Below are 26,117 nucleotides of genomic sequence, written 5' to 3' on the forward strand. Positions count from 1 at the left end.
GTTTTGCTGTGGCCGGCATATTCGAGTTGGCACCGGCATTCAGGTTTTCAGGTAGCCTTTTGTTGGGAAACTACATAATCAGTCAGGGTTTGGTAGTTGTAGCCTTCGCGGTTGGACAGGGCGGCGGCCAGACGTTGTTCGCATTCGGTATCGTGCGGATGAGTGGCGAGGCGGGTAAACAGCCCGGCGATGTGTTGTGCGCCGATGCGGCGGAAGGCGGCGGCGAAGGTGTCGGCGAAGGTGTCGGCGGGGTATTGCGAACAAAATTCGGCGCCCATGTCGGCGAGCAACTCGGCTTCGGCAACGAGGAATACGGTTTGCTGCCAAAGGTTGAGCCGGGCGAGGCCGTGTTGTGCGCCTTCGTCAATGGCAGCTTGGATGGCGGCTGCGGTATCCATCACGGGGCGAGGCTGTTTTGCAGCCATTGCAGGTAGCCTGCGGCGCCGCCGGATACGGGCAACAGCAGGATTTGCGGGCAGTCGTAGCTGTGCTGCTCAAGGATGAGGCGTTCGACGGCGGGGTAATGCCGGGTGGCGGTTTTGATGGTGAGGCGGATTTCGTTGTCGCGGCAGATTTCGCCCTGCCAGATATATTGGCTTTGGATGGTTTGGTATTGCACGCAGGCGGCGAGGCGCTGTTGCAGCAGCAGGCTGCCGATGCGTTCGGCTTCGGCTTGGCTGGGGCAGGTGGTGAGGACGATGGCGGCTTGGCTGGCGGGCATGATGTTTGGCGGATTAGGTTTCAGGTAGCCTCTCTGTGTGTTTCAGGCTACCTGAAAAGTTGTTTGGGTTTTTCAGGTAGCCTCCTCAATGCTTGGGGCTACCTGGAAATGAACAAAGTGGGTTTCTGCGACGCTAAAAATATGTCGGCTTTACTTTTCCAGCACGCTGGGCACGAAGCGCTGCAGGGTGTCGCGCAGGGGGATGAGTTTGCCGTGGAAGAAGTGGGAGGATTGGGGCAACACGACCACGGGGATGTCTTGCGGGGCGGCCCAGGTGAGGGCGTTGGCCAGAGGGACGATTTCGTCGGTTTCGCCGTGGATAACGAGAGTGCGGGCGGGGTCGGCGGCCTGGGCGGCGGGTGTTTCGTACATGCCGACGGCGGGGCCGATGAGCACGAGGGCGTCGGGACGGCGCTGTTGGGCGGCAAACAGGCTCACGAAGCCGCCGAAGGAGAAGCCGGAAATGAGGAGTTGGGCGGCTTGGGGGTGTTGGCTTCGGGCGTAGTCGATCACGGCGAGGCAGTCGTCGGTTTCGCCGCGGCCGTAGTCGTGCTCGCCGTCGCTTTCGCCCACGCCGCGCAGGTTGGGCAGGTAGCAGTGGAAGCCGAGTCGGGCATAGACTTTGGCGGCGGTTTGGATGACTTTGTTGGTGAAGGTGCCGCCGTGCAGGGGGTTGGGGTGGTTGACGACGGCCACGCCGCGCTCGGGGGCTTCGGGCGGCAGGTAGATGGTGTGCAGGCGGCCGGCGGGGCCGTTGATCCAGAGCAGGTGTTGGGGGGCGAGCATGGTGGTTCTCTTTGTTTGTTAAGGGGTTTGGGTTTTCAGGTAGCCTGAAGGGCAGGAAGGCTACCTGAAAATTATATACGGATTGATGCGGATTAGGCGGCGGGCAGTAGGTTAGGCCTGGCCGAGGAACAGGCGGTAGGCGGCGTTGCCGGTTTGCTCGGTGTGCACGTAGCCGAGCTCTTGCAGGAAGGTGGCGAAGGCTTGGCTGTCGGCGGGCGGCACGTCGATGCCCACCAGCACGCGGCCGTAGTCGGAGCCGTGGTTGCGGTAGTGGAACAGGGTGATGTTCCAGCTGCTTTGCATACGGCCGAGGAAGTAGGCCAGCGCGCCGGGGCGCTCGGGGAATTCGAAGCTGAACAGGCGCTCGTGGGCCACTTTGTTGGTGCGGCCGCCCACCATGTAGCGGATGTGGATTTTGGCGGTTTCGTCGTCGGTGAGGTCGGTGTTGGGCAGGCCGGCTGCGGTGAGCTCGGTGCTGATGGCGGCCAGGTCGGCGGGGCCGCGGCTTTGGATGCCCACAAAGATGTGGGCGGTGGCGTCGTCGCCGTAGCGGTAGTTGAATTCGGTGATGTTGCGGCTGCCCAATACGTTGATGAATTTGAGGAAGCTGCCGGGCTGTTCGGGAATTGACACGGCGAAGATGCCTTCGTTGCCTTCGCCCAGCTCGCTGCGTTCGGATACATGGCGCAGGCGGTGGAAATTGATGTTGGCGCCGCTGGTGATGGCAATCAGGGTTTGGCCTTGTGCCTGCTCGCGGGCGGTGTAGGCTTTGAGCCCGGCCAGTGCCAGTGCGCCGGCCGGCTCGCAGATGCTGCGGGTGTCGTCAAAAATGTCTTTGAGCGCGCCGCAGATGGCGTCGGTGTCCACCGTGATGATGTCGTCTAAGAGCTCGCGGCACAGGCGGAAGGTTTCTTCGCCCACCAGCTTTACGGCGGTGCCGTCGGAGAAGAGGCCCACGTCTTTGAGCTCAACCAGGCGGCCGTGTTCGATAGAGGTTTTCATGGCGCAGGAATCGTGGGTTTGCACGCCGATGACTTTGATTTCGGGGCGCACCTGCTTGATGAACACGGCCACGCCGGCCGCCAGCCCGCCGCCGCCGATGGGCACGAACACGGCGTCGATCGGCTTGGGGTGCTGGCGCACGATTTCCAGCCCGATGGTGCCTTGTCCGGCAATCACTTCTGGGTCGTCGAAGGGGGGGATGTAGGTTTGGCCGCTCTCGGCGGCAAGTTGCACGGCATGGTCGTAGGCATCGTTGAACGACACGCCTTTGAGCACCACGTTGCCGCCGCGCGAGCGCACTGCGTCCACCTTGATCTGCGGCGTGGTTTCCGGCATCACGATGGTGGCCTCGCAGCCGAGCTTCTGCGCGGAAAGCGCCACGCCTTGCGCGTGGTTGCCGGCGCTGGCGGTGATCACGCCTTTTTGCAGCAGTGCGGCCGGCAGCTTGGCCATTTTGTTGTACGCGCCGCGGATTTTGAAGGAAAACACCGGCTGCAGGTCTTCGCGCTTGAGCAGGATGCGGTTGCCGCTGCGCGCGGAGAGGTTGCGGGCGAAATCGAGCGGGGTTTCGTCGGCCACGTCGTAAACGGAGGCGGTGAGGATGCGGGTGAGGTAGTCGGTGTGGTCTTGCGGCATGATGGGCGTGAAATGGGCTGGAAAAGGCGGCAAGATACTCCGATTGCGCCGCCGCTGGCAAGAAAAATCAGGTTAAGCGCTTAGCAAGGCAGGTTTGAGCAGCTATAATCGGCGCGATTTGGCTCACGGCTCGGTGCCATAAAGGCTACCTGAAAAATGTGGCTTTGGCAGCAGTGAAAAACATCTGCCCGTGTTTTAGCCCCGCAGAAACTCAGCTTCGGCTGCGCCGAAATATCGCTTTAGCTTCGCAGAAACTCAGCTTCGGCTACGCCAAGACATCGTTTTAACTTCGTTGAAGCTCACGCTTTCAGGTAGCCTCCAGCCGGCCTGAAGCAAACCAATCCAACCAAACCCGCAGACAACGCAATGAAACAGAAACTCACCCTCCTCACCGTTTCCCTCATTCTCGCCGGCTGGCAGGCGCAAGCCGCGCCCCAGGCCGCATCCGCCGCCGCCAACCAGGCTTCGGCCCCAGCCGCCGCATCTTCCCCCGCCGCTACGGCCAATACCGCCCCCGCCCAAGCTTCTGCCACTGCAGGGCTACCTGAAATCAAAGCCTCCGCCTATGCCGTGTTTGACGCGCAAAGCGGCCAAATGCTTGCCGCGCACAAGCTCAACGAACACATCGAGCCCGCCTCGCTCACCAAGCTGATGACCGCCTACCTGGTGTTCAAAGCGCTGGAAGAAGGCAAGCTCAAGCCGGAACAAACCTTCACCGTGTCCGAGCAGGGCTGGAAAGTGGAAGGTTCGCGCATGTTCCTCGACCCGAAAACCCCCGCCAGCGTGAACGACCTGCTCAAAGGCCTGATTGTGCAATCCGGCAACGATGCCTCCATCACCCTGGCCGAAGCCGTGGCCGGCACCGAAGCGCAGTTTGTACAGCTGATGAACGCCGAAGCCAAACGGCTCGGCATGCGCGACACCAATTTCGAAAACAGCACCGGCCTGCCCGGCGCCCAGCACTACACCTCGGTGCAGGATTTGGTTACCCTTTCCGCCGCCATCATCCACGACTACCCGCAATATTACCCGCTCTACGCCATCCAATCCTTCAGCTACAACAACATCACCCAGCCCAACCGCAACCTGCTGCTCTACCGCGATCCGAACGTGGACGGCATGAAAACCGGCCACACCGACAGCGCCGGCTACAACCTGGTCGCCTCCAGCAAGCGCAACGGCCGCCGCGTGATTTCCGTGGTGGTGGGCACCGAAAGCATGCAGGCGCGCGCCGCCGAGAGCAGCAAACTGCTCAACTGGGCGCTACAAGCCTACGACACGCCCAAGCTCTACGATGCCGGCACTGCTATTTCGCAGGTGAAGGTGTATAAAGGCGCAGAAAACGCCGTGAATGTAGGCTTTCTCGATGCTACCTACATCAGCGTGCCGCACGGCCAGGCCGCGCAGCTGCAGCCGGTGTTGGAAACCGTGCAGCCCGTGCTCGCGCCGATTACCAAAGGCCAGGTGCTGGGCACGGTGAAATTCATGGACGCGCAAAACCGCGTGGTGGCGCAGAAAGACGTGGTGGCGCTGGAAGACGTGGCCGAAGCCGGCTTCTTCGGCCGCCTGTGGGACAGCATCGTGCTGTGGTTTAAGAGTATGTTTAGCGGCTCTTAACGCGGCTTGATTGGCGAATAAAGGCTATTAGCGAATAAAGGCTACCTGAAATTTTCAGGTAGCCTTTGGTTTTTGGAAGTGCTTTTGGAAAATAAAAAATAAAGCTATACCGCTTGGCACATAATGGCGGGAATTTCCCATGCCACGGGCGGAGTTTGGTGAGTGGTGTCGGTTTGAGGGTGGTAGGCGAGATGGGGCTGTGCCCAATCGCCAGCTTGCCAGCGGCGGATGAATTCGCTACAAAACGCGTTGTCGGAGAGGGAGTGGCATTGGTGTCGGATGCGCCAGAACACGAGTTGGGCGATGGCACGGTCGCAAAGGGGGTGGTTGCAGATAGGCCAAGCGCGGTCAGGTAGCTCGTAAGCGGGGGTGAGAATGGCAATATTGTATAGATCCATGCGGTCGCAGCGGCGTAGGGCGGCGGCAAGCTCTTCTCCAAACAGCTCTGCTACTTCACTTTCTTCCCAATAGAGGTAGGGCTCTTCACCTTGGCTGGGTTGAGAAAGACTGTCTGGAATGATGAGGCTTTCTGTGCAGTAGGGAGTGGGATCGAAATGGTGTGCAGTTTCACAGTAGAAGCCTTGTGTGTAGTTGGCCATGATGGTTTGCAGGAGCTGGAAGATTTGGTTATCGGTGTTGCTGTTGGGGTTGCTGTCCAAGGCTTGGCTTTGGAAGTTGTGTGGATTGGACAGCCAAAACATGGTGAGGGCGGTGGCGCGGCTGCAGAGGGGACTTTCCGCTATCCATTGCAGCAGGGTGTTATCGCCGTCCCAATTGTGTTGCTCTTGCAGATAGTGCAGCTCGGCGGGGGTGGTGAGCTGGGAGAATTGGGCACGGGTGTAGGCGGCGTTTTCATGAAAGTGGTCATCGATGTATTGCTGTTGGACAGCAGTGAGCTGGGTAAGGGTTTTCATGACGGGAATGAGTAATAATAATATTTTAATTATAGCAAAGATTTAGCTGCTTTTTAGATGGAAAAGGCTACCTGAAAACGCAGCGCAGCAGAGTTTCTGCGAAGCTGAAATTTTCAGGTAGCCTTTGATTTACCGGCAGGCGGGATTTAGTTCTCTTTCTGCTCGCTTGCTTTTTGGCGCAGGCGCAGGTGCAGTTCGCGCAGTTGGAGTTCGTCCACGTGGTTGGGGGCGTCCACCAGCAAGTCTTGCGCGCGCTGGGTTTTGGGGAAGGCAATCACGTCGCGGATGGATTCGGCTTGCGCCATCAGTGCCACCAAGCGGTCGAGGCCGAAGGCTAAACCGCCGTGCGGGGGCGCGCCGAATTTCAGGTTGTCCAGCAGGAAGCCGAATTTGTTTTGCTGCTCTTCGGGCGTGATTTTCAGCGCGGCGAACACTTTTTCCTGAATGTCGGCGCGGTGAATACGGATGGAGCCGCCGCCGATTTCCCAGCCGTTGAGCACCATGTCGTAGGCGCGGGCAAGGCAGTTTTCGGGGTCGTTTGCCATCAGGTCTTCATGGCCGGGCTTGGGCGAGGTGAATGGATGGTGCATGGCGGCCCAGCGGTCGTTTTCCTCGTCGTATTCGAACATGGGGAAATCCACCACCCACAGCGGTTTCCATTCGTCTGTGAAATAGCCGTTTTCTGCGCCGTGCTCTTTGCCGATTTTAATCCGCAGCGCGCCGATGGCTTCGTTCACCACTTTGGCTTTGTCTGCGCCGAAGAAGATGATGTCGCCGTTTTGCGCGCCGGTGCGCTCGATGATTTCTTTCAAGGCCGCTTCAGACAGGAATTTGACGATAGGCGACTGCAAACCGCTGTTTTCGCCGTTGCTCAAATTGCTTACGTCATTGACTTTGATGTAGGCCAGGCCTTTCGCGCCGTAAATGCCGACAAATTGGGTGTATTCGTCGATTTCTTTGCGGCTGAGTTTCGCGCCGTTCGGCACGCGCAGCGCCACCACGCGGCCGCCTTTCATGTCTGCCGCACCACGGAACACTTTAAATTCTTCCGTTTTCATCAAATCGGTCAGCTCGGTGAATTTCAGGCTGATGCGCATATCGGGCTTGTCGGAGCCGTAGTAGAACATTGCGTCGCGGTATTCCATGCGCGGGAAATCGCCGAGGGTGACGTTCATGGTGTTCCGGAAGATTTCCTTCACCATGCCTTCGGTGATGTCCATGATTTCGTTTTCGGAGAGGAAGGAGGTTTCCAAGTCGATTTGGGTGAATTCAGGCTGCCTGTCGGCGCGCAAATCTTCGTCGCGGAAGCATTTGGTGATTTGGTAATAACGGTCGAAGCCGGCCACCATCAGCAATTGCTTGAACAACTGCGGCGACTGCGGCAGGGCGAAAAATTCGCCGGGGTGCACGCGGCTGGGCACGAGATAATCGCGCGCACCTTCGGGGGTGGAGCGGGTCAGCATTGGGGTTTCGATGTCGATGAAGCCTTGCGCGTCGAGATAGCGGCGCACGCCCATGGCCACCTGATAACGCAGGCGCAGGTTTTTCTGCATCACGGGGCGGCGCAGGTCGATGACGCGGTTTTGCAGGCGCACGGTTTCGCTGATGTTTTCGTCATCAATCATAAACGGCGGCGTGGCGGCGGGGTTCAGGATTTCGATTTCTTTGGCCAAGATTTCGATTTTGCCGGACACCATTTTGTCGTTGGTGGTGCCTTCGGGGCGGTTGCGCACGCGGCCGGTGATGCTTAAAACGTATTCATTGCGGGCGGAATCGGCCAGCTTGAATGCTTCGGGCGTGTCGGGGTCGATCACGACTTGCACGATGCCTTCGCGGTCGCGCAGGTCGATGAAGATTACGCCGCCGTGGTCGCGCCGGCGGTGCACCCAGCCTTTCACGGTGACGGTTTGGTCTAGGTATTGCTCGCTGATGAGGCCGCAGTAGTTGGTACGCATTTCGGTGTTTCCTGAAAGTGTTTTGTTAAACGATAAGGGGTAATTGTAAAGGTTTGCGGGGTTTTCAGGTAGCCTTTGGGGTCGGATGAAGGGGCTACCTGAAAAATCATTCGGCAGGCTCGGGCAGCTTGGCCGGGGCGGGGGCTTTGCCGTTGGTTTTATGGTCGTTGGGGGCAACCATGCCCAGTGAAATCACGTATTTCAGCGCTTCGTCCACGCTCATGGCCAGGGGGCGGATGTCTTGCTTGCGCACGAAGATGTAGTAGCCGCCGGTGGGATTGGGTGTGGTGGGCACATACACGGAAACGTATTCTGTGTTTTCAGGTAGCCCTTGCAGCAGCGATTCGGAAAGGCTGCCGGATACGAAAGCGATGGTCCAGATATCGGGCTGCGGGAAGGGCACCAGCACGGGGGTTTTGAAGGAGCGGCTGTTGTCGGAAAGCAGGCTCTCGGACACTTTTTTCACGCTGGAATAGATGGATTTCACCACGGGGATGCGCCCGAGCAGGCTATCCCAGCCTTCGATCACTTTGCGCCCGAGCACGTTGGCGCCGAGCACGCCGGTGATAAACAGCACGACGATGGCGAAGATAAAGCCGAGGCCGGGGATGTTGAAGCCGAGGTAGCTTTCCGGCTGCCATTGGCTGGGCAGCAGGTTGAAGAGGTGGTCGGTGGTGGAAACGATGTAGGTGACCACCCACAGGGTAATGGTGATGGGCAGCCAGACCAAGAGGCCGGTGATCAGGTAGCGTTTGATGGCTTTGCCGATGCCGCTGCTTTCTGAGGGGGTGTGCTCGCTCATGCCTATGCGCGGGAAGGACGTGGTAAAGCGGCGCATTATACGCGCTTGCGGCGCAAGAAACGAGTGTTTGGCGGCGAAAGGCTACCTGAAAAATCCAGCTCGGCGGAAACCTGCTCTGCGAAACCAAAGCGCCTTTGCTTGAACAGGAGAGCGGAGCGCGCCGGCGGGCAAGGCATTGAATCGGAGGAAGGAGCTTGCCGTGCCGGGCGGCGGCTTTGGTTTCGCAGAGCAGGCTTGGGTTTCAGGTAGCCTTTATTCAGATGACCTGGGTTAGCGCTGTCTGGCTTTGAAGCGCGGGTTGGTTTTGCAGATGACGTACACCTTGCCGCGGCGGCGCACTACTTGGCAGTCGCGGTGGCGGGTTTTGGCGGTTTTGAGGGAGGAGAGCACTTGCATGTCAGTTTTCCTTTTTCAGGGCGGCCATCATGTTGCTGTAGCGTTGGTTGAAGGCGCTGGCGCGGCCTTGTTTGTTGTGTTCGCGCTGCTGGCCGGTGTACACGGGGTGGGAGGCAGCGGAGGTGTCGAGCATGAATACGGGGTACTCCCGGCCGTCTTTCCACTGCATGGTGCTGCTGGTGGGGGCGCAGGATTTGATCAGCCAACCTTCTTCGGCGCTGCTGTCGTAGAACAGGACGGTGCGGTAGTTTTCGGGGTGGATATTGGGTTTCATGATTTGCCTTTCATGTGTTATACCATAACATTTAATCACAAGAAGGCGCGTTAGGCAAGAGTGGTTCGCAATTGGGCTGGACGGGATGCGCACGGAAAGGCGTACGGATAAGGAAAAGGCTACCTGAAATTTTTCAGGTAGCCTGTTTGCATGACGGCTTGGCTTACAGCTCGGTAACGGCCGCTTTGGTTTGGTCGGCTTTTTCTTGGTGGGAGAAGGGGCCCATGCGCACGAGGAAGCCGCCGTTGCGCTGCGGCACCATGAATACCTGCTGCGAGGTGTTGTTGGTGTGACGCAGGCGGGTGGTGGTTTGCACCACGTAATCGTAGGCGGCTTTACGCTGGTCGAAACGGCGCAAATCCACGTAGATGTTGCCGGCCGGTTTGGCGGCGGGCTGGCGGGTGTCGGCTTCGGCGCGCGCCTGGTTGGGCAAAACTTGCTCGATGCGCACGTTGGCGGTGCCGGCGTGGATGAAGCCGAGCTGGCGGGCGGCGGATTGGGATACGTCGATCACGCGGCTGCTGTGGAAGGGGCCGCGGTCGTTGATGCGCACCACCACGCTTTTGCCGTTGGACAGGTTGGTCACGCGGGCATAGCTGGGGATGGGCAGGGTTTTGTGGGCAGCGGTCATGAGGTTCATGTCGTAGCGCTCGCCGGAGGCGGTGAGGCGGCCGTGGAACTGGCGGCCATACCAGGAGGCGCGGCCGGTTTGGCTGAACTGGCGCACGTTGGTCATCGGGGTGTAGCGCACGCCGCGCACTTGGTAGCTGCGGTTGGCGGATTGGTGCAGGCGCTCCGGCTTGGCCACGGCGTCTACATGCAGGCTGCCCTGGCTGTGGTGCTGCTGGGCGGCGGGTTTGACCGGCGCGGCTTTGGGCTCGGCGGCGGCGGTGTTGATGAGGGCGGTGCACAGGCCGATGCAGGCGGTGACACCGATGAAGAAGGCATTTTTCAATTTAGCCAAAACAAACTCCGTTCTCGAGTGAAACAAGCAAATAGGGCGGTTGGGGCAAGCTGTCTGTTTGCCTATACGCCGCCTTGGTAACCGTTTTGCCGCCAGGCTTCGTACAGCATCACGGCTACGGTGTTGGAAAGGTTCATGCTGCGGCTGCCGGGGAGCATGGGCAGCCGCAGTTTTTGGTTTTCAGGTAGCCTGCCGAGGATGTCGGGCGGCAGGCCGCGGGTTTCGGGGCCGAACAGGAATACATCGTCCGGCCGGAAGGCGGCTTGGTCGGGGCGGGTGCGGCCTTTGGTGGTGAGCGCGAAAATGCGGCGGCCTTCCAAGGCAGAGAGGCAGTCGGCAAAGGTTTCGTGCAGCCGGATGTGGGTGAATTCGTGGTAATCCAGCCCGGCGCGTTTCATTTTGGCGGAATCCAGCGGGAAGCCGAGCGGTTTCACCAGGTGCAGGTCGGCGCCGCTGTTGGCGCAGAGGCGGATGATGTTGCCGGTGTTGGGCGGGATTTCGGGCTGGTATAAAACGATGCTGAACATGAAACGGAATGCAGCGCGGTTTAAATAAATTTGGCTGATTTATTGCAAATCAGCCGCTTGGAAACGGGAGGCATGATGCCGCAGCGGGGCGGGGCGGTCAAATTTTTTTCATTCGGGGCGGGCGAGCACCCAGCCGTAAACCGCCGAAGCCCCCGCCCGCCGTAAACTTCGGGCAAGTTCGCCGATTGTTGCACCGCTGGTAACAACATCGTCGATTAACAACACATGACGCTTCTTTACATCGGCATTTGAGGCTACCTGAAAAATCCCGCGCACGTTTTGCGCGCGCTGGTGACGGGGCAGGGTGCTTTGCGGCACACGATGGCTGCGTTTCACGGCAAATGGCGACAGAAGCGGCAAATTCAAGCTTTTTGCCACAGCTTCGGCCAGGATCAGGCTTTGATTGAAGCCTCGCTGGTGCAGGCGCGGCACGCTCAGGGGCACGGCCATCACCACGTCCGGCGGCGACGGCCAGGCGGGCACGTCGGCCAGCAGCAGCTCGGCCAGTGCGGCGTATAAATCGTTGCGGCCGAGGAATTTGTAGGCATAGATCAGGTTGCTGAGCGGCGGGGCATAGCGGAAGGCGGCGCGGAGCATGGCCTGCGGCGGTGCTTTTTGCTGGCAGCGGCCGCAGGGCAGGCCGGAGGCGGACACGCCGGCGCACAGCGGGCAGCGGCGGCGCGCATCCAGCCGCAGGGCGTGCAAATCTGCCGTGCAGGCGGCACACAGCGCCTGGCTGCCGGAAGATTCGTGGCATAATACGCAGCGTTTGCCCCGGCTTGAGGCTACCTGAAAAGTTTCGCCAAAATGCCGCCACTGCCCGCTTAACCAAGTTGAAAGCGCCATATGTCTGATCCGATTCCTGTTTTGATGTTGCACGGTTGGGCCGCCAACCACCATATTTTCGACCTGTTGGCCGCCGATTTGCCCGAATGCCGCATTGCCGCGCCCGACTTGCCCGGCCACGGGGCGGCGCAGTTCGACGGCAGTTTCAACGTGGCTGCCGCGGCCGACGCGCTGGCCGCGCAGTTGGGCGAACCCGCGCACCTGCTCGGCTGGTCGCTGGGCGGGCTGGTGGCGCTGCACCTTGCCGCCAAATATCCGCAGAAAGTGCGCAGCCTGTGCCTCACCGCCAGTTTCGCCCGCCTCACCGCCGCGCCGGATTATCCCGAAGGTTTGGCCAAGCCGGCATTGGGCAAGATGATACCGCTGTTTGCGCAGGATTTTGCCAAATACATGGGGCAGTTTCTGCAACTGCAATTTTTGCACATCCCCGAACGCGCCCATTTGGCCAACGAAGCCCTGCCCGATATGATACGCCACGGCGTGCCGCCCGGCTTGGAAGCCGCGCTCGAAGCCGCCGTACACACCGATGCCCGCGCGCTGCTACCGCAGGTGCGCTGCCCCGTGCTGCTCGTGTTCGGTGGCAAAGACGGCATCACCCCGCCGCGCATGGGCGAATACCTGCACCGCCACCTGCCGGGCAGCCGACTGCTGCTGATTGAAAAAGCCGCGCATATCCCGTTTTTAAGCCACGAGGGTGAGTTTGCCGCCGCCTACCGGCAGTTCATCGGGCTACCTGAAAAACCGGCTGCCATTTGAAAACATGATAATTTGAAAACATGAGAACACCAATTTCAGGTAGCCGCAAAAAAAAAGGCTACCTGAAAATGCCATCCCACACACCACAGGCTACCTGAAAAATGACCACCGACCGCTGGCTTATCCACCGCCGCTTCGCCGAAGACACCGACCAACGCCTGCCCCTCATCGCCGCCGCCCCACAGCACGTTTTGCTGTTCGGCGCCGATGGCGACAGCAGCCGCCGCCTGCTTGCCGCGCGCTACCCGCAGGCGGCATTCAGCGAATACGACAGCCGTGCAGACTACCTGCGCGAAGCCGCCGCCGCACGTCATAGCAGCTTCTGGCAACGCCTTGCCGGCAAAGGCCAAACCGTGCCCCAACACTGCCAAGCGCCCGAAGCACCGCTGCCCGAAGCCCGGGCCGACTGGCTCTGGTGCAACCTCGGCCTGGTGCCCGCCGCCGCCAACCCCGTGCCCGTGATCGAAAACTGGGCGCGCGCCCTGAAAACCGATGGCCTGCTTTTCCTTACCCACTTCGGCCTCGACACCCTCGCCGAAATCACCGGCTACCTGAAAGCCCGCAACATCCCCGTAGCCAGCCCATTCGCCGACATGCACGACCTCGGCGACATGCTGTTCCACCACGGCTTTTACGACCCCGTAATGGACACCGCCAAGCTGCAACTGGCCTACACCCGCGCCGACACCTTCTGGCAAGACATGGACACGCTCGGCATCTGGCCCGCGCTGCAATTTGCCGACGAAGCCGCCGCCCGCAACGCCGTAAACCAAGGCTTCGCCCAAGGCCTGCTGCACACCGTTACCCTGGAAACCGTGTACGGCCATGCCGTGCGTCAGCGGGAGCTGCCGGAAAACGAAAATGTGGTGCAGTTTTACCCGCGCCGCAAAGCAGGGTAAAGCTGCGGTTTGCCCTGCCGGCTGGCTGAATGCCGGCGGTAAACACAAAGGCTACCTGAAAAACGATTTTCAGGTAGCCTTTGTGTTGCCGTGTTTAATGCAAACGAAGCTAAACAGAGCTTAGATTTCGCGGCCGCTCACCCAGTTTTGGATGGCGCGTGCGTCGTTCACGCGGGTGGTGGGCGAGGGCGAGTTGAGCAGCACGATCACCAGCGGCTGGCGCTGCACGTTGGCATAGAGCACCATGGAGCGGCCGCTTTCGCGGATATAGCCGGTTTTCTGCAGAGAGATGTTCCAGCTGCCTTCGCGCACCAAGGCGTTGGAATTGCGGTATTGCTGGGTGCGGCCGTTGCTGGTGTGCGCGGAGCCGGAATTGGAGGTGGAGAACTGGCGGATGAGCGGGTATTCGTGGGCGGCGCGCACCATCAGGCTTAAATCGCGGGCGGTGGATACGTTGCGGAAATCCAGGCCGGTGGGGTCGTAGAAACGGGTTTGCTGCATACCGAGGCTCTGCGCTTTGCGGTTCATGGCAGACATAAAGGCGGGCAGGCCGCCGGGGTAGTTGCGGGCAAGGGCGTGGATGGCGCGGTTTTCGCTGCTCATCAGGCCCAAGTGCAGCATTTCGCGGCGGGTGAGGGTGGTGCCGACGGAGAGGCGGCTGCCGGTGCCTTTGAGGCGGTCGATTTCGGCTTCGGTGATTTCCAGCGTTTCGTTCATGTTTTGGCGGGCATCGAGCACCACCATGGCGGACATGAGCTTGGAAATGGAGGCAATGGGGCGGACTTGGTCGATGCCTTTCTGATACAGGATTTCACCGCTGCGGCCGTTCATGATGAGGGCGGATTGCGAAGAAAGCATAGGGCCGGCCACGGCGGCCTGGGCTTCCACTTTTTCGGCGGGGCGGCTACTGAGGAAGGTGCCGAGCGGGTCGTCCTGCACGGGCAGGTTTTGCTCGAGGAATTGGCCGAGTACGTCGATGTCGTCCTGTGCGGCGGCGGGCAGGCTGGCCAGGGCGAGGCCTAAGCCGGCGAGGATGAGCGCACAGTGTTTTTTGAATGCAAACATTTGTTACCTATCAATATGTTGTATTGAGTTTGAAGCGTAATTCCACCCGGCAGATGCTGCGCCGAATGGGCAAATATTTGTTTTAACGGTGAAAACGAAAACTTAGTTATTTTCGGCAAAAACGGCGGGTTTGTAAACCCTATATTGTGTAAAAGATTTTTGTGAAACAGGCTGGCACGCTTTGGAATATTTGAATGGTGAAGAGGGTGTTTAAATAGGCAAACTGGAATTAAGGCTACCTGAAAAATAGTGTTGCCCGTTTTCAGGTAGCCTTTTCTCTGCATAAGAATTTGATTAGAAAGTATAACCGGTTTGCAATTCTTCATCGCCCACCAGTTCGAGCAACAGTTCGTAGAGCGGGGCGAGCTCGGCATAACGGCGGGTGGTGCGGCGCAGGTAGTTGAGGAAGCGGGGGATTTCGGGGCGGTATTTATCTTTGCCGTCGCGGTGCCACAATCGGGCGAAAATACCGGCTACTTTCAAATGCCGCTGCACGCCCATCCATTCGAAATCGCGGTAGAAATGGCTGAAATCGGCGGGCACGGGCAGGCCGGCGGCGCGGGCCTTTTCCCAGTAGCGCACGGCCAAATCAATCACAAATTCTTCTTCCCATTCGATAAAGGCATCGCGCAGGAGGGAGACCAAGTCGTAAGAAATCGGGCCGTAGAGCGCGTCTTGAAAGTCGAGCACGCCGGGCCGGCCGGGCGTAAGCATTAGGTTGCGCACGATGAAGTCGCGGTGCACATACACCTGCGCTTGGGCGGTAAGCACGGGCAACAGGGTGTCGAGCGCTTGCCGCCACAGTTGCTGCTGTTTGAAATTCAGGCTTTGATTCAGCTCCTTGGCCACAAACCAATCGGGAAAGAGCTGCATCTCGCGGCGGAACACGGTTTCGTCGTATTCAGGCAGCCTGCCGGGCTGGCTGGATGTTTGCAGCGCCACCAAGGTATCGAGGGCATCGAGCAACAGGGCACGGTGCACTTCGGGGCTGGGGTCGTGTTGCAGCGCGGCCAGATAGGGTACTTTGCCGAAGTCTTCCAGCGCCATAAAACCATGAACCGTATCGTAATGAAATATTTTGGGCACGTTCACGGCGGCAAAAATCTCGCGCACGCGCAGATAGGGCTCGATGCTCATTTTATCGGGCGGCGCGTCCATGCAGATAATGCTTTCGCCGTTGGCGAATACTGCGCGGAAATAACGGCGGAAATCGGCATCGGCAGCGGCGAAGGACAGGGTGAAATCCTGCTGCGGATAACGTTCCTGCAGCCAAGTTTGCAATTCTTTTTCTCGTTCCATGATGTTTTTCGGGTTAAAATATGCGCCATTTTAACTGTCCGCAAGAAATTTGGGGTGATTCTTTGTCTTGCTTTTTCCGATTGAGCCCGATGGCGGCTGCCGTGATTGCCGGTTTGAGCTTGCCCACCGCGCTGCTGGCCGAACCCCTGTCGCTGGCTGCGGAAGGCGGTGCGGCCTGCCACCGCCCAGATGCGCCCAAACACATGATTGCGCCCGCCCAAACCAGCGGCGAAGGCGAACCGCCCGAAGGCGCCACCCGAGTGAATGCCGACCGAGTCATCGGCCAGAGCGACGTGCGCGTACACGCCGAAGGCAATGTAGTGGTGGAACGCGGCCAGCAGGTGCTCAACGCACAATGGATCGATTACGACCAGCCGCAAGACACCGTGCGTGCCGGCAACCGCTTCACACTGGAGCAGGGCGGCGGGCGCGTGAGCGGCGAAAACCTGCGGTATAAGATGGATACCCGCCAAGGCGAAGCCAGCAATGCCCGCTTCGAAGCCGAAAGCGAGGACGGCCGCCGCCTGCAAGGTACCAGCCAAACCTTGCGCATGGACGGCGAAAACCGCTACCGCCTGGAAAACGGCCGCTTCAACACCTGCAACCCCGGCGACGAGAGCTGGTATATCCGCGCCAAAAGCATCGAGGCGGACTATGCCCGCAACATCGGCGTGGCGCGCAACGCTTCGCTGGTGGTGGGCGGCGTGCCCCTGTTCTACACGCCGTGGATCGATTTCCCGCTCAACGGCAACCGCAAAAGCGGCCTATTGGTGCCCACGTTCAAAGCCGGTTCCGACGGTACGGAGATTACCGTTCCCTATTATTTCAACCTTGCACCGAACTACGACCTCACCCTCACTTCCAAGCTTTACAGCCGGCGCGGCCTGCAGCTGGCCGGCCAGTTCCGCTACCTGCAGCCCAAATACCAGGGTGACATCAGCCTGGCCGTGCTGCCAAAAGACCAGCTCAGCAGCCACGATACACGCAGCCAGGTGGATTGGAAGCACCAACACCAATTCGGCCGCAACCTCACTGCCGGCGTGGATTTTCACCAGGTTTCCGACGATGACTACTACCGCGATTTCTACAACCGCACCGACATCGCCACCAATGTAAACCTCAACCGCCAGCTGTGGCTGCGCCATCAAACCAACCTGTGGGGCGGCAGCCTCAGCAGCTACGCCACCGTGCAGAAATACCAAACCCTGGCCAACGCCGATGGCTATAAGGGCGACCAGCCCTATGCCCTACTGCCGCGCTTGAGCAGCCAGTGGCAGCGGCGCTTCGGCATCGCCCATTTCCAGATGTTCGGCCAATACAGCAATTTCCGCCACGACAGCAAGCAAGAAGGCAGCCGCCTGGTGCTTAACCCCAGCATCAGCGCCGAATTCAACCGCAGTTGGGGCTATATCCGCCCGAAAGCCGCCCTGCACGCCACTTATTATGATTTGGAAAGCTTCAACGGCCAGCAATCCCGCCGCTTCAGCCGCGTGTTGCCCATTTTCAGCGTCGATAGCGGCATGACCTTCGAACGACCGGCCAGCTGGCAGGGTCGCAACTACGTGCAAACCCTTGAGCCGCGCCTGTTCTACACCTACATCCCCACCAAAGAGCAGAACGACATCCCGCTGTTCGACACCTCCGAAAACGGCTTCGGCTACGACCAACTGTTCCGTGAAAACCGATTTGCCGGCCACGACCGTATCAACGCCGCCAACTTCCTCACCATGGCCGTGCAAACCCGTTTGTACGACGCCAAAAACGGCGAAGAGCGCTTTTCCGCCGGCATCGGCCAGCGCCTGTATTTCACCCGCGACGACGTGCTGCTCGACGGCAGCCGCGTGCAGCGCCGCAGCGGTCATTCCGACCTGCTTGCCTTTGCCGACGGCCGCGTGACCGACAAAATCTGGCTCAACAGCGAAGTGCACTACGACACCAGCCAAAACGCCGCCGCCAAATACAACTTCGGCCTGCGCTACAGCCCCGAGCCGGGCAAAACCGTGGGCGCGCGCTACCAATACCGCCGCCGCGGCGAAATCTACGACGACGTATACGGCAAAGTGCGTCAGGCCGACGTGTATTTCCAATGGCCGGTCAACCGCAACCTGTATCTGGTGGGCCGCCACAGCTATTCCTTCAGCGAACACAAGCCGGTGGAACACCTCCTGGGCATGGAATACGTGAGCGGCTGCGGCTGCTGGAGCCTGAGCGCCGTCGGCCAGCATTATGTGAACGGCGTGAACTCCAGCAAAAACGCCTTCTTCCTCCAGCTGCGCCTGCGCGACTTGAGCAGCCTGGGCAACAATCCTTTCGAGCAACTGCGCCAGTCGATCCCTGGCTACACCAACATTGATGAGGTAATGCGTAAATGAAAATGAAACCTTTGCTTTCGGCCTTGGGCCTGTGCCTGACTTTTCAGGTAGCCTTGGCCGACACGGTTAAGCCGGTGGATAACATCGTGGCCGTGGTGGAAAACGAAGTGATCACCCAGCGCGAGCTGAGTCAGGCCATCGCCCACAGCCGCAGCCAGCTGCCGCGCGGCAGCCAGGTTTCCGAGCAGGATTTGCAGCGGCAAACCCTGATGCAGCTGGTGAACCAGTCGCTTTTGGTGCAGGCCGGGCGGCGCAACAACATCCAGGTGCCGGATGGCGAAGTGGAAGCCGAAATCGCCCGCATCGCCGCTGCCCGCCGCCAGAGCGTGGCGCAGTTTGAAGCCGCACAGGCGCGCTTGGGCATCGACAAAGCCGGCCTGCGCCGCCAAGTGCGCGACAGCCTGCTGGCGCAACGCGTGCAGCAGGGGCAGGTGGCGAGCGAGGCCAAAGTGAGCGAGGAAGAGGTAACCGCCGCCATCAACCGCGCCCGCGCCCAAGGCATGACCCTGCCGCAGGCCGCGCCCAAACCGCGCTACCATGCGCAGCACATCCTCATCAGCGGGCAGGGCGAACGTGCCCAGCGCCTGGCGCAACGCGTGGCGCAGGATGCCCGGGGCGGCGCCGATTTCGGCCAGCTGGCGCGGCAGTATTCGCAGGATGCCGGCAGCGCGGGCAACGGCGGCGAGCTGGGCTGGCTGTCGGTGGGCGACACCGTGCCCGAATTCGAGCGTGCCATGAGCGCCTTGAAGCCGGGCGAAATCAGCCAGCCGGTGCGCAGCCAGTTTGGCTGGCACGTGATCCGCCTCATCGAAACCCGTACGCCGAATACGCCGGAAGACCGCGTCCGCGCCGGGGTGCACGAAGCCATCGCCGCGCAGAAAACCCAAGCCGCCATGCAGCGCCTGCTCCAGCAGTTGCACGAAGGCAGCTTTATTTCCATCCGCATGTAGCGGCACGGGAGAGGCTACCTGAAAATTTTCAGGTAGCCTTTTGCTTGCCGCCGTGTTTGCTCAAGCCTTTGGCAGGCATGGCTGCAACAGGTTTCAGGCGGCCGCGCTGAAGGCAATATTTCACGGAACTTTGCGTTTTTACCATAAACGATTTTCAGGTAGCCTTTATCATGTGCACCTTGTTCCCCTCGTGCTTCGTGCCGGCATTCAAACCATCCGTTTAACCCAAACCCGATTCACTCAAACTATTTAGAGAGAAGAAACACCATGCGCCCGCTCACCGCCACCGTCCGCCTCGGCCACCTGCGCCACAACTACCAACTGCTCAAACGCCTGCACGGCAACAAGCTGCTCGCCGTGATCAAAGCCGATGCCTACGGCCACGGCGCCGTGCGCTGCGCCCGCGCGCTGGCCGACTTGGCCGACGGTTTCGCCGTGGCCACGCTGGATGAAGCCGTCGAGCTGCGCGAAGCCGGCATCAGCGCGCCCATTGTGATGCTCGAAGGCGTGTTCGAGCCCGCCGAATACGTCGCCGTAGACGAATACCACCTGTGGCCGGGCGTGCAAAACCAATGGCAGCTCGAAAGCCTGCTGGCCTACCGCTGGCGCGAGCCGGTAACCGTGTGGCTGAAAATGGATTCCGGCATGCACCGCGTCGGCTTCTTCCCGCAAAACTTCGCCCCGGCGCACCAAGCCCTGCGCCAAAGCCCGCAGGTGGCGCATATTGTGAACATGACCCACTTCGCCTGCGCCGACGAGCCGCAAAACCCCATGACCGCCGCCCAGCTCGCCGCCTTCGACACCGCCGTGGCCGGCCTTTCCGGCGCGCAAAGCCTGGCTAACTCCGCCGCCATCCTCGCGCATCCCGCCGCCCGCCGCGACTGGGGTCGTGCCGGCCTCGCCCTTTACGGCATCGAGCCCTTCCCCGGCGCCTGCCCCGAGCTCAAACCCGTGATGCGCCTCACCAGCCGCATTTTTGCCGAACGCACCCTCCAGCCCGGCGAGCCCGTGGGCTACGGCGCCGCCTTCGTTACCGAACGCTCCACCCGCATCGGCATTGCCGCCTGCGGTTATGCCGACGGCTACCCGCGCACCGCGCAAAGCGGCTGTCCGCTCACCGTAAACGGCCAGCCCAGTCGCCTCATCGGCCGCGTGAGCATGGACATGCTCACCGTGGAGCTCGACCACCACCAAGGTGTGGGCAGCGAAGTTGAATTGTGGGGCGACGCTGTTTCCGTGGATACCGTGGCCCAATCCGCCGGCACCATCCCCTACGAAATCCTGTGCCACATCAAGCGCGCCGCCTTCGTGTATCAAGAATAATCAGCCGGTTAAAGGCTACCTGAAAAAGCTTCAACGGGGTTTCGGCAAAGCTTGAACGCAGTTAAAGCAAATTTGCGCTTTCAGGTAGCCTTTGGCCTGTTGCTTGAGGCTACCTGAAATTCATCATTCATCAACAACACCCATGAAAAAGCTCCTCCCCTTCCTGCTGCTCGCCCCCTTGTGCGCCTCAGCCCAACCGCTTGGCGCAGGCACATACAAACACGTTGAATGGGGCGTCCACGGCGGTGCCGACATCCGAAAAATGCTGGTGATCGAAGTGCTGCCCAACAGCCGATACTGCCTGCTTTCCATCTCGAACTACAAAGAAGACAGCGCCGCCGGCAGATGGCAGCGCCGCGGCAACAGTATCCGCCTCGACAACGGCCTGCACCTGCAGCAGAGAAACGGCCAAGTGTATGCCGGCAGCCAAGCCGTACAATACGAAACCTATGCCAGCAAAGGCAGAGAAGACTACGCCGCCGCGGTTTGCAATGAAATAGCAACCGACAGCATGCCGTCGCGGTAAAGCTGTTCCTCTGCTTGGAGGCTACCTGAAAAAAGCAGCCCTGCGTCCGTGCCTGACGTTTTGCCAAACTAACCCGACACACATCAAACCATTCATGCCGCAAACCCCTTCCCCCGAAAGCCTGATCGAAGCCGCGCTGCTCACCCAAGCCGAGCCGCTGCCCGAGCGCACCCTGCGCCAGCTGTGCCAGCCGCCGCTTTCCGCCGATAAGCTTGAAGATGTGCTCGAAGCCCTGCAACAGCGCTGGCAGGATAGGGCGTTGCAGCTGGTGCGCAGCCATGAAGGCTGGCGTTTTCAGGTAGCCTCTGCCGCCTTCGAGCGCTTGGGCAGCCTGCAGGAGCAGCGCACGCCGCGCTATTCCCGCGCCGTGATGGAAACCCTGGCCATCATCGCCTACCGCCAGCCGGTAACGCGCGGCGACATTGAAGCCATCCGCGGCGTGGCCGTGTCGCAAAACGTGATGCAGACCCTGCAGGAACGCGGCTGGATAGAAAACATCGGCAAACGCGACACTGTGGGCCGCCCCAGCCTGTGGGCCACCACCAAAGCCTTCCTCAACGATTTGCAGCTGAGCAGCCTCGAAGCCCTGCCGCCGCTGGCCGAATTGGGGGAGCTGGTGCTGCCCGAATTGGGCGTGGGCGCGGAAGCGGCAGGGGAGGAGACGGGGCAAGAAGCGGGGTAAACAAATTTCAGGTAGCCTCTTCGCCCGTGGAGGCTACCTGAAAATCATGGGCTGTTTCGTGTTGCAGGCAATCAAAATATGAGCGAACTGTGGGAAAACATCCAACCGCTAAGAGTGGCCAACGGCTGGACAATCGACATCAACAATTTGTATGAAGTGCCGCTTTCGCCCGAAAACCTGGATTGGTATTACGGGGAATATCTGCTATGCGCCACCAATCCGCATAAAAAGCTGTGTTTCGATTCATCATTCGAGCCCGAGGGCGACCCAAACGGCTGCCTGGTTGTCCGTTTTTTTTCCATGAAAAAGGGTAAAACGAAGCAGGATGTTGAAATAGATAAATTTATCGGCAGGTTTGAAACCCGGGATAAAGCTGAATTTATCCGTGTAGTGGAGCGGTTTATGTTCACTTCCGTATTGCCCGCATTAGAAAAATAAGCCATACAACCCCAAGGCTACCTGAAAGCACAAGCTTCAACGCAGTTAAAACAAGGTTTCTGAAGGAAGACGGGCTTCTGCGAAGCTAAAATGCCAGCCGCAATGCAAGCCAAAACTGCCGGCCTTTTTTCAGGTAGCCTTTTCACTTATTTGCCCCGCGCCGCCCGCGTATAATCTGTTCTATTCTCCCTCCGACGTCCCGCCATGCCCGCCGATCGCAAAATCATCCACATCGACATGGACGCCTTCTACGCCTCGGTAGAACTGCGCGAGCAGCCGCATTTGCGCGGCAAGCCCTTGGTGGTGGCGTGGGAAGGCAAACGCTCGGTCGTGTGCGCCGCTTCCTATGAGGCACGGCGGTTCGGCCTGCATTCCGCCATGTCGGCCCTTACCGCGCGGCGGCTGTGCCCGCAGGCCGTGTTTGTGCCGCCGCGTTTCCCTCTCTACCGCGAAGTGTCGCAGCAGATTCACGCCGTGTTCCGGCAGCACACCGATTTGGTCGAGCCGCTCTCGCTCGACGAAGCCTACCTCGACGTTACCCGCAACAAGCAAAACCTGCCCTACGCCAGCGAAATCGCCCGCGCCATCCGCGCCGAAATCCTGCGCCAAACCGGCCTCACCGCCTCCGCCGGCATCGCGCCCAACAAATTCCTCGCCAAAATCGCCTCCGACTGGCGCAAGCCCAACGGCCAATTCGTCATCCCCCCGCCGCGCATTGCCGAATTCCTGCTCACCCTGCCGCTGGGCAAAATCCCCGGCGTGGGCAAGAAAACCCTGCAAAAAATGCACGCCCTCGGCCTGAAAACCGCCGGCGATTTGCAAAAAATGCAACGCGGCGAACTGGTGAACCTGTTCGGCCGCTGGGGCTACCGCCTCCACGACCTCGCCCGCGGCATCGACAACCGCCCCGTGCAGCCGCAGCGCGAACGCTTGCAAATCTCCACCGAAATCACCCTGCCCAAAGACCTGCCGCTGGCCAAAATCCTCCGCCACCTGCCGGATTTGGCGCAAGATTTGTGGCAGCAGGCGCAGCGCAAGCAAGTGCAGGCGCACACGCTCACCCTCAAGCTGAAAACCGCCGATTTCCGCATCCTCACCCGCTCGCAAACCTATTCTTCCGTGCTGCCAAACGCCGCCGCGCTGGAGCAGGCCGCCCGACAGCTCGCGCAGCGGATGCCCGCCGGCAGCGATTACCGCCTGATCGGCCTGGGCATCAGCCACCTTTTGCCGCAGGGCAGCCAGCCGGAATTGTGGCCGGGGGCGGAAGCGGAAGAGGCTACCTGAAAACTATCTGCAAAGCTTGGAAGCTGCCAAACAAAGCGGCTTGCCACAGACAAAAGGCTACCTGAAAACTTGGATTGCGGTTTTCAGGTAGCCTTTTGCTTGGGGCGGGGTTTAGCGGCGGGTGGCGCAGAAGCCTTTGGGGAGGGTGATATCGAACGAGTCGGGGCGGTTGGTGAAAGGGGTTTGAGGCTACCTGAAAACGGCTAATGCTGGGAATTTATGCCGGATCTGGGGTTTTCAGGTAGCCTTTGGGGCTTAGTTGGGTTTAGCGGCTGGGGTGCAGCTGTTTTTGGGGATGGTGGTTTCGAAGGTTTCTGTGCGGTTGGGGAGGGTGAAGTGGTGGGTGGTGGGGTAGTGGCGGTTGTTTTGGGCGAGGATGGGGTCTTCGCATTCGAGGGCGCGGGCTTCGTTTTGGATGCGCTCGCGGATTTGGGCTTCGGGGGCGCAGGCAAGGGCGGGCTCGTTGAGGGTGAGGTGTTTGTGCAGGGTTTGGCTGGGGTGGTGGAAATCGATGCGTTGGAGGGTGAGCTTGCCGTCGGTGAGGGGGAGGCGTTGGTTTATGCCGGGGAGGTGGAGGATGAGGTCGGCGATTTGGACGGCATCGGCTTGCTGTTCGGGGGTTTGGCTGCTTTGAATCTGGGTGCAGCGGCCGGCGGGGAGGGTGATGTTGATGGGCTGGGTTTCGCCGCTGATTTGATAGCGGGCGGTGAGGCTGTGGTTTTGGTTGAGGGTGGGGAACCGGGGGTGTTGGCACCAGGCGGCTTCGGTGAGGGTTTGCAGGGCTTGGATGGTGGGCTCGCGCTGGGTTTGGGGCGGGAGGGGGAGCTGCTGGCTGTTGATGGCGGCATGGATGAGGATGTGGCCGTTTTGTTGGGTGGCGCGGCTGATGGTGATGGGACCGGATTGTATGGGGGCGGCTTGGTTGATGCTGCGGAGGAAGGCGGGGAGGCCGGAGGGTTGCTTGGCTTGGGCGGTGAGGGGGAGGATGAGGAGGGCGGCGGATAGGATGGAGGTGAGTTTGGGGGCTGGCATGGGGTTTCCTTTTATTGAAATTGGTTTGTGAAGGCTACCTGAAAACTATAATTTGGTTTTTCAGGTAGCCTTTTTTCTGCTTCATGCTTTCTGGCAGCACAGGAGGCTGTGGCCGAGACCGAGGTGGTCGTGGATTTGGGTGATGCTGAGGCCGGCGGCTTCGATGCAGCGGACGAGGTCGTCGCTGCGGAAGAGTTTGCTGTTGCCGTTGGCCAGGGCGGTGAAGTAGAGGCTGGTGTGGGTGAGGCAGTAGGCGGCGGTTTCGTATTTTTGCCTGTCCCACAGGGGCTCGAGGATGTAGAGGGTGCTCTTTTGGCTCATGCTGCCGGCGGCGCGGCGGAGGATGGAGGTGGCTTGCTCTTCGGTGAAGCAGTCGAGGAATTGGCTCATCCAAATGGCGTCGAAGCCGGCTGGGAAGGGGACGGCGGGGTCGAGCAGGTTGGCGGGGTGGCCGTGGATACGGTTGGCGCCGGGGTGCCCGGCGGTGTGGGCGCGCATGAGCTCGAGCTGCTGGGGCAGGTCCATGATGGTGACTTGTACGCTTGGGCTGTGGGCGACGCATTGCAGCGCCCAGCGGCCGGTGTTGCCGCCTACGTCGAGCAGGCGGTGTACGGGCTGGGCGAAAATAATTTTGAGGGCGGCGGGGAAGGATTGGTCGGAATAGAAGTGGTCGAAGGCGAGCCATTTTTCCCGTACGCGCGGGGGCAGTTGGGCGAGGCCTTGGTAGACGGTGGGCCAGCTGCCGAATTCTTCGAGCCCGGCTGGGCGGCCTTCGAGCAGGGCGGCTTCGAGGTGGAACATGGCTTGGTAGCACACGTCGTGCACGAAATCCATGTTGATGGGGGACATTTTGTCTTGGATGAGGAAGCAGCCGGCTTTGCTGATGAAGTAGCGCTCGTTTTGGAGCAGCACGGTGCCGATGGATAGGGAGGCTTCGAGCAGCACTTGGGCGGCGTAGGGGCTGATTTGGGCTTCGCGGGCGATGTCGGCGAGGGTTTGGCCGTCTTTGGCGCGGTTGAGGCGCTCAAGGATGCCGAATTTCACCATCAGGCGGGAAGCTTGGAAGGCGAAGGGGCCGAAGATGATTTGTTGGGCGAGGCGTTGGGCGGCTTCGGCGTTGAGGGGGTCTTGGGCGTATTGCTGGAGAGGGTTCATGGCGGGCAGGTTTCAAGGAATGGGGTTGGAAAGAGGCTACCTGAAAACGTGCGCTTCAACACAGTTAAAACGAATGAAGTGAGTTTCTGCGAAGCTGAAAAGGGGATTGGGCGTTTCAGGTAGCCTTTGGTTCGGGGCTACCATTGTGCGGCGAGGGTTGCGGCTTCTTGCAGGCGTTCGGGCGTGCCGACGTCGAGCCAGAGGCCGCTGTGCAGTTCGCCGCTCACGAGGCCTTGCTGCATGGCTTGGCGCAGCAGGGGGGCGAGTTTGGCGCGCTGGTGGGGGGCGGTGCGGGCAAAGAGCCGGGGGTGGTAGAGGCCGATGCCGCTGAAGGTGTGGGCGGGGCTGCTGCCGGTTTGGCTGTCGGCGATTTGGCCGCCGGGCAGCAGGCGGAAGTCGCCTTGGGGGTGGTGCGGGGGGTTGGGCACGAGCCAGAGGTGGGCGAGGGTGTGCGCGGGCAGGGCGGCGGCACGGCTGATGGCGGCGCGGCAGTCGAAATCGGTGAGGATGTCGCCGTTGATCACGAGGAAGGGCTCGCTGCCCAGGAGCGGCAGGGCGGTGGCGATGCCGCCGGCGGTTTCGAGCCCGCCGGGGGCTTCGGGGGAGTATTGGATGGAGAGACCGTAGCGGCTGCCGTTGCCGAGGCTTTGTTCGATTTTTTCGCCGAGCCAGGCGTGGTTGATGACGACTTGGCGGATGCCGGCGGCGGCGAGGCGGCGCAGGTGCCAGCCGATGAGGGGCTCGCGGCCGCAGGGGAGCATGGGTTTGGGCAGGGTGTCGGTGAGCGGGCGCATTCTTTCGCCGCGGCCGGCGGCCAGAATCATGGCTTTCATGTTTTCAGGTAGCCTTGAGGGGAAATGGGGCGATTATATAGCGGAATGCGTGGGGTGTGCTGG

27 protein-coding genes are annotated in these 26,117 nt (G+C 60.4%); 10 read left to right on the forward strand and 17 right to left on the reverse strand.

The annotated features are described in order from the left end of the window. Positions 1-47: 47 nt before the first annotated feature. The 4 genes from H9Q10_RS07060 to ilvA form a co-directional block, all read right to left on the reverse strand. The gene (locus H9Q10_RS07060) at positions 48-425 is read right to left on the reverse strand and encodes a hypothetical protein (protein WP_197903262.1); all 378 of its coding nucleotides are present in this window, start codon (positions 423-425) and stop codon (positions 48-50) included. Then, positions 398-721: a divalent-cation tolerance protein CutA gene (cutA, locus tag H9Q10_RS07065; protein WP_197903263.1), complete on the reverse strand. Its 324-nt coding sequence runs from the start codon at positions 719-721 to the stop codon at positions 398-400. Before cutA ends, H9Q10_RS07060 begins: the two co-directional genes overlap by 28 nt. A gap of 150 nt (positions 722-871) precedes the next feature. Continuing rightward, the gene (locus H9Q10_RS07070; protein ID WP_197903264.1) at positions 872-1,507 is read right to left on the reverse strand and encodes an alpha/beta hydrolase; all 636 of its coding nucleotides are present in this window, start codon (positions 1,505-1,507) and stop codon (positions 872-874) included. 111 nt (positions 1,508-1,618) lie between these two features. Further along, a complete protein-coding gene (gene ilvA / locus H9Q10_RS07075; protein ID WP_197903451.1) occupies positions 1,619-3,145 on the reverse strand; it encodes a threonine ammonia-lyase, biosynthetic in 1,527 nt (508 codons plus the stop codon). Between the two features lie 366 nt (positions 3,146-3,511). Between ilvA and H9Q10_RS07080 the strand changes: the two genes are divergently transcribed. After that, positions 3,512-4,762 (forward strand): D-alanyl-D-alanine carboxypeptidase family protein, encoded by a 1,251-nt coding sequence (locus tag H9Q10_RS07080; protein WP_197903265.1) that lies wholly within the window; start codon positions 3,512-3,514, stop codon positions 4,760-4,762. Positions 4,763-4,866: 104 nt separating this feature from the next. On the opposite strand, the gene H9Q10_RS07085 is transcribed toward H9Q10_RS07080, so the two are convergent. The 8 genes from H9Q10_RS07085 to H9Q10_RS07120 all read right to left on the reverse strand — a co-directional run bounded on the left by H9Q10_RS07085 (position 4,867) and on the right by H9Q10_RS07120 (position 11,440). Beyond that, a complete protein-coding gene (locus H9Q10_RS07085; RefSeq protein WP_197903266.1) occupies positions 4,867-5,676 on the reverse strand; it encodes a DUF4274 domain-containing protein in 810 nt (269 codons plus the stop codon). A gap of 146 nt (positions 5,677-5,822) precedes the next feature. After that, positions 5,823-7,631, reverse strand: coding sequence for an aspartate--tRNA ligase (gene aspS, locus H9Q10_RS07090; RefSeq protein ID WP_197903267.1), 1,809 nt, complete (start codon positions 7,629-7,631; stop codon positions 5,823-5,825). 106 nt (positions 7,632-7,737) lie between these two features. Next, positions 7,738-8,433, reverse strand: coding sequence for a DUF502 domain-containing protein (locus H9Q10_RS07095; RefSeq protein WP_197903452.1), 696 nt, complete (start codon positions 8,431-8,433; stop codon positions 7,738-7,740). A 270-nt stretch (positions 8,434-8,703) separates the two neighbouring features. Continuing rightward, positions 8,704-8,829, reverse strand: a complete 126-nt coding sequence (gene ykgO, locus H9Q10_RS07100) for a type B 50S ribosomal protein L36 (protein WP_067593680.1) — start codon at positions 8,827-8,829, stop codon at positions 8,704-8,706. Position 8,830: 1 nt separating this feature from the next. Continuing rightward, a complete protein-coding gene (locus H9Q10_RS07105) occupies positions 8,831-9,103 on the reverse strand; it encodes a type B 50S ribosomal protein L31 (RefSeq protein WP_197903268.1) in 273 nt (90 codons plus the stop codon). A gap of 163 nt (positions 9,104-9,266) precedes the next feature. Next, positions 9,267-10,067 (reverse strand): septal ring lytic transglycosylase RlpA family protein, encoded by an 801-nt coding sequence (locus tag H9Q10_RS07110; RefSeq protein WP_197903269.1) that lies wholly within the window; start codon positions 10,065-10,067, stop codon positions 9,267-9,269. 62 nt (positions 10,068-10,129) lie between these two features. Then, a complete protein-coding gene (locus H9Q10_RS07115; protein WP_197903270.1) occupies positions 10,130-10,594 on the reverse strand; it encodes a tRNA (cytidine(34)-2'-O)-methyltransferase in 465 nt (154 codons plus the stop codon). A 108-nt stretch (positions 10,595-10,702) separates the two neighbouring features. After that, entirely contained in the window at positions 10,703-11,440 is a 738-nt protein-coding gene (locus H9Q10_RS07120) for a ComF family protein (RefSeq protein WP_197903271.1), read from the reverse strand. Between H9Q10_RS07120 and bioH the strand changes: the two genes are divergently transcribed. Further along, on the forward strand, positions 11,441-12,196 hold the full coding sequence (bioH, locus tag H9Q10_RS07125; RefSeq protein WP_197903272.1) for a pimeloyl-ACP methyl ester esterase BioH: 756 nt from the start codon (positions 11,441-11,443) through the stop codon (positions 12,194-12,196). Positions 12,197-12,297: 101 nt separating this feature from the next. Then, complete coding sequence (locus tag H9Q10_RS07130) at positions 12,298-13,095, forward strand: methyltransferase (protein ID WP_197903273.1); 798 nt, start codon at positions 12,298-12,300, stop codon at positions 13,093-13,095. 120 nt (positions 13,096-13,215) lie between these two features. Here the strand turns inward: H9Q10_RS07130 and H9Q10_RS07135 are convergent, their stop codons facing one another. Then, positions 13,216-14,160, reverse strand: a complete 945-nt coding sequence (locus H9Q10_RS07135) for a serine hydrolase (RefSeq protein WP_197903274.1) — start codon at positions 14,158-14,160, stop codon at positions 13,216-13,218. Between the two features lie 294 nt (positions 14,161-14,454). After that, a complete protein-coding gene (gene amgK / locus H9Q10_RS07140) occupies positions 14,455-15,459 on the reverse strand; it encodes an N-acetylmuramate/N-acetylglucosamine kinase AmgK (protein WP_197903275.1) in 1,005 nt (334 codons plus the stop codon). 20 nt (positions 15,460-15,479) lie between these two features. Between amgK and H9Q10_RS07145 the strand changes: the two genes are divergently transcribed. The 7 genes from H9Q10_RS07145 (at position 15,480) to dinB (ending at position 23,034) form a co-directional block, all read left to right on the forward strand. Further along, positions 15,480-17,831, forward strand: coding sequence for an LPS-assembly protein LptD (locus H9Q10_RS07145; RefSeq protein ID WP_238480165.1), 2,352 nt, complete (start codon positions 15,480-15,482; stop codon positions 17,829-17,831). Further along, entirely contained in the window at positions 17,828-18,781 is a 954-nt protein-coding gene (locus H9Q10_RS07150) for a peptidylprolyl isomerase (protein WP_197903276.1), read from the forward strand. Before H9Q10_RS07145 ends, H9Q10_RS07150 begins: the two co-directional genes overlap by 4 nt. Before the next feature lie 267 nt (positions 18,782-19,048). Beyond that, positions 19,049-20,104 (forward strand): alanine racemase, encoded by a 1,056-nt coding sequence (alr, locus tag H9Q10_RS07155; protein ID WP_197903277.1) that lies wholly within the window; start codon positions 19,049-19,051, stop codon positions 20,102-20,104. 142 nt (positions 20,105-20,246) lie between these two features. Continuing rightward, a complete protein-coding gene (locus H9Q10_RS07160; protein ID WP_197903278.1) occupies positions 20,247-20,630 on the forward strand; it encodes a hypothetical protein in 384 nt (127 codons plus the stop codon). Between the two features lie 94 nt (positions 20,631-20,724). Then, positions 20,725-21,312, forward strand: coding sequence for an SMC-Scp complex subunit ScpB (gene scpB, locus H9Q10_RS07165; protein WP_197903279.1), 588 nt, complete (start codon positions 20,725-20,727; stop codon positions 21,310-21,312). A 78-nt stretch (positions 21,313-21,390) separates the two neighbouring features. Continuing rightward, positions 21,391-21,750, forward strand: coding sequence for a hypothetical protein (locus H9Q10_RS07170; protein WP_197903280.1), 360 nt, complete (start codon positions 21,391-21,393; stop codon positions 21,748-21,750). Between the two features lie 204 nt (positions 21,751-21,954). Beyond that, positions 21,955-23,034: a DNA polymerase IV gene (gene dinB / locus H9Q10_RS07175; RefSeq protein WP_197903281.1), complete on the forward strand. Its 1,080-nt coding sequence runs from the start codon at positions 21,955-21,957 to the stop codon at positions 23,032-23,034. A 255-nt stretch (positions 23,035-23,289) separates the two neighbouring features. Here dinB and H9Q10_RS07180 read toward each other — a convergent pair whose 3' ends face one another. The 3 genes from H9Q10_RS07180 to murU form a co-directional block, all read right to left on the reverse strand. Next, entirely contained in the window at positions 23,290-24,066 is a 777-nt protein-coding gene (locus H9Q10_RS07180) for a hypothetical protein (protein WP_197903282.1), read from the reverse strand. A gap of 81 nt (positions 24,067-24,147) precedes the next feature. Continuing rightward, entirely contained in the window at positions 24,148-25,221 is a 1,074-nt protein-coding gene (locus tag H9Q10_RS07185; RefSeq protein ID WP_197903283.1) for a FlxJ family methyltransferase, read from the reverse strand. 137 nt (positions 25,222-25,358) lie between these two features. After that, complete coding sequence (gene murU / locus H9Q10_RS07190; protein ID WP_197903284.1) at positions 25,359-26,054, reverse strand: N-acetylmuramate alpha-1-phosphate uridylyltransferase MurU; 696 nt, start codon at positions 26,052-26,054, stop codon at positions 25,359-25,361. Between the last annotated feature and the right edge of the window lie 63 nt (positions 26,055-26,117).

This window comes from Eikenella glucosivorans, assembly GCF_016025525.2.
Lineage (GTDB): Bacteria > Pseudomonadota > Gammaproteobacteria > Burkholderiales > Neisseriaceae > Eikenella > Eikenella glucosivorans.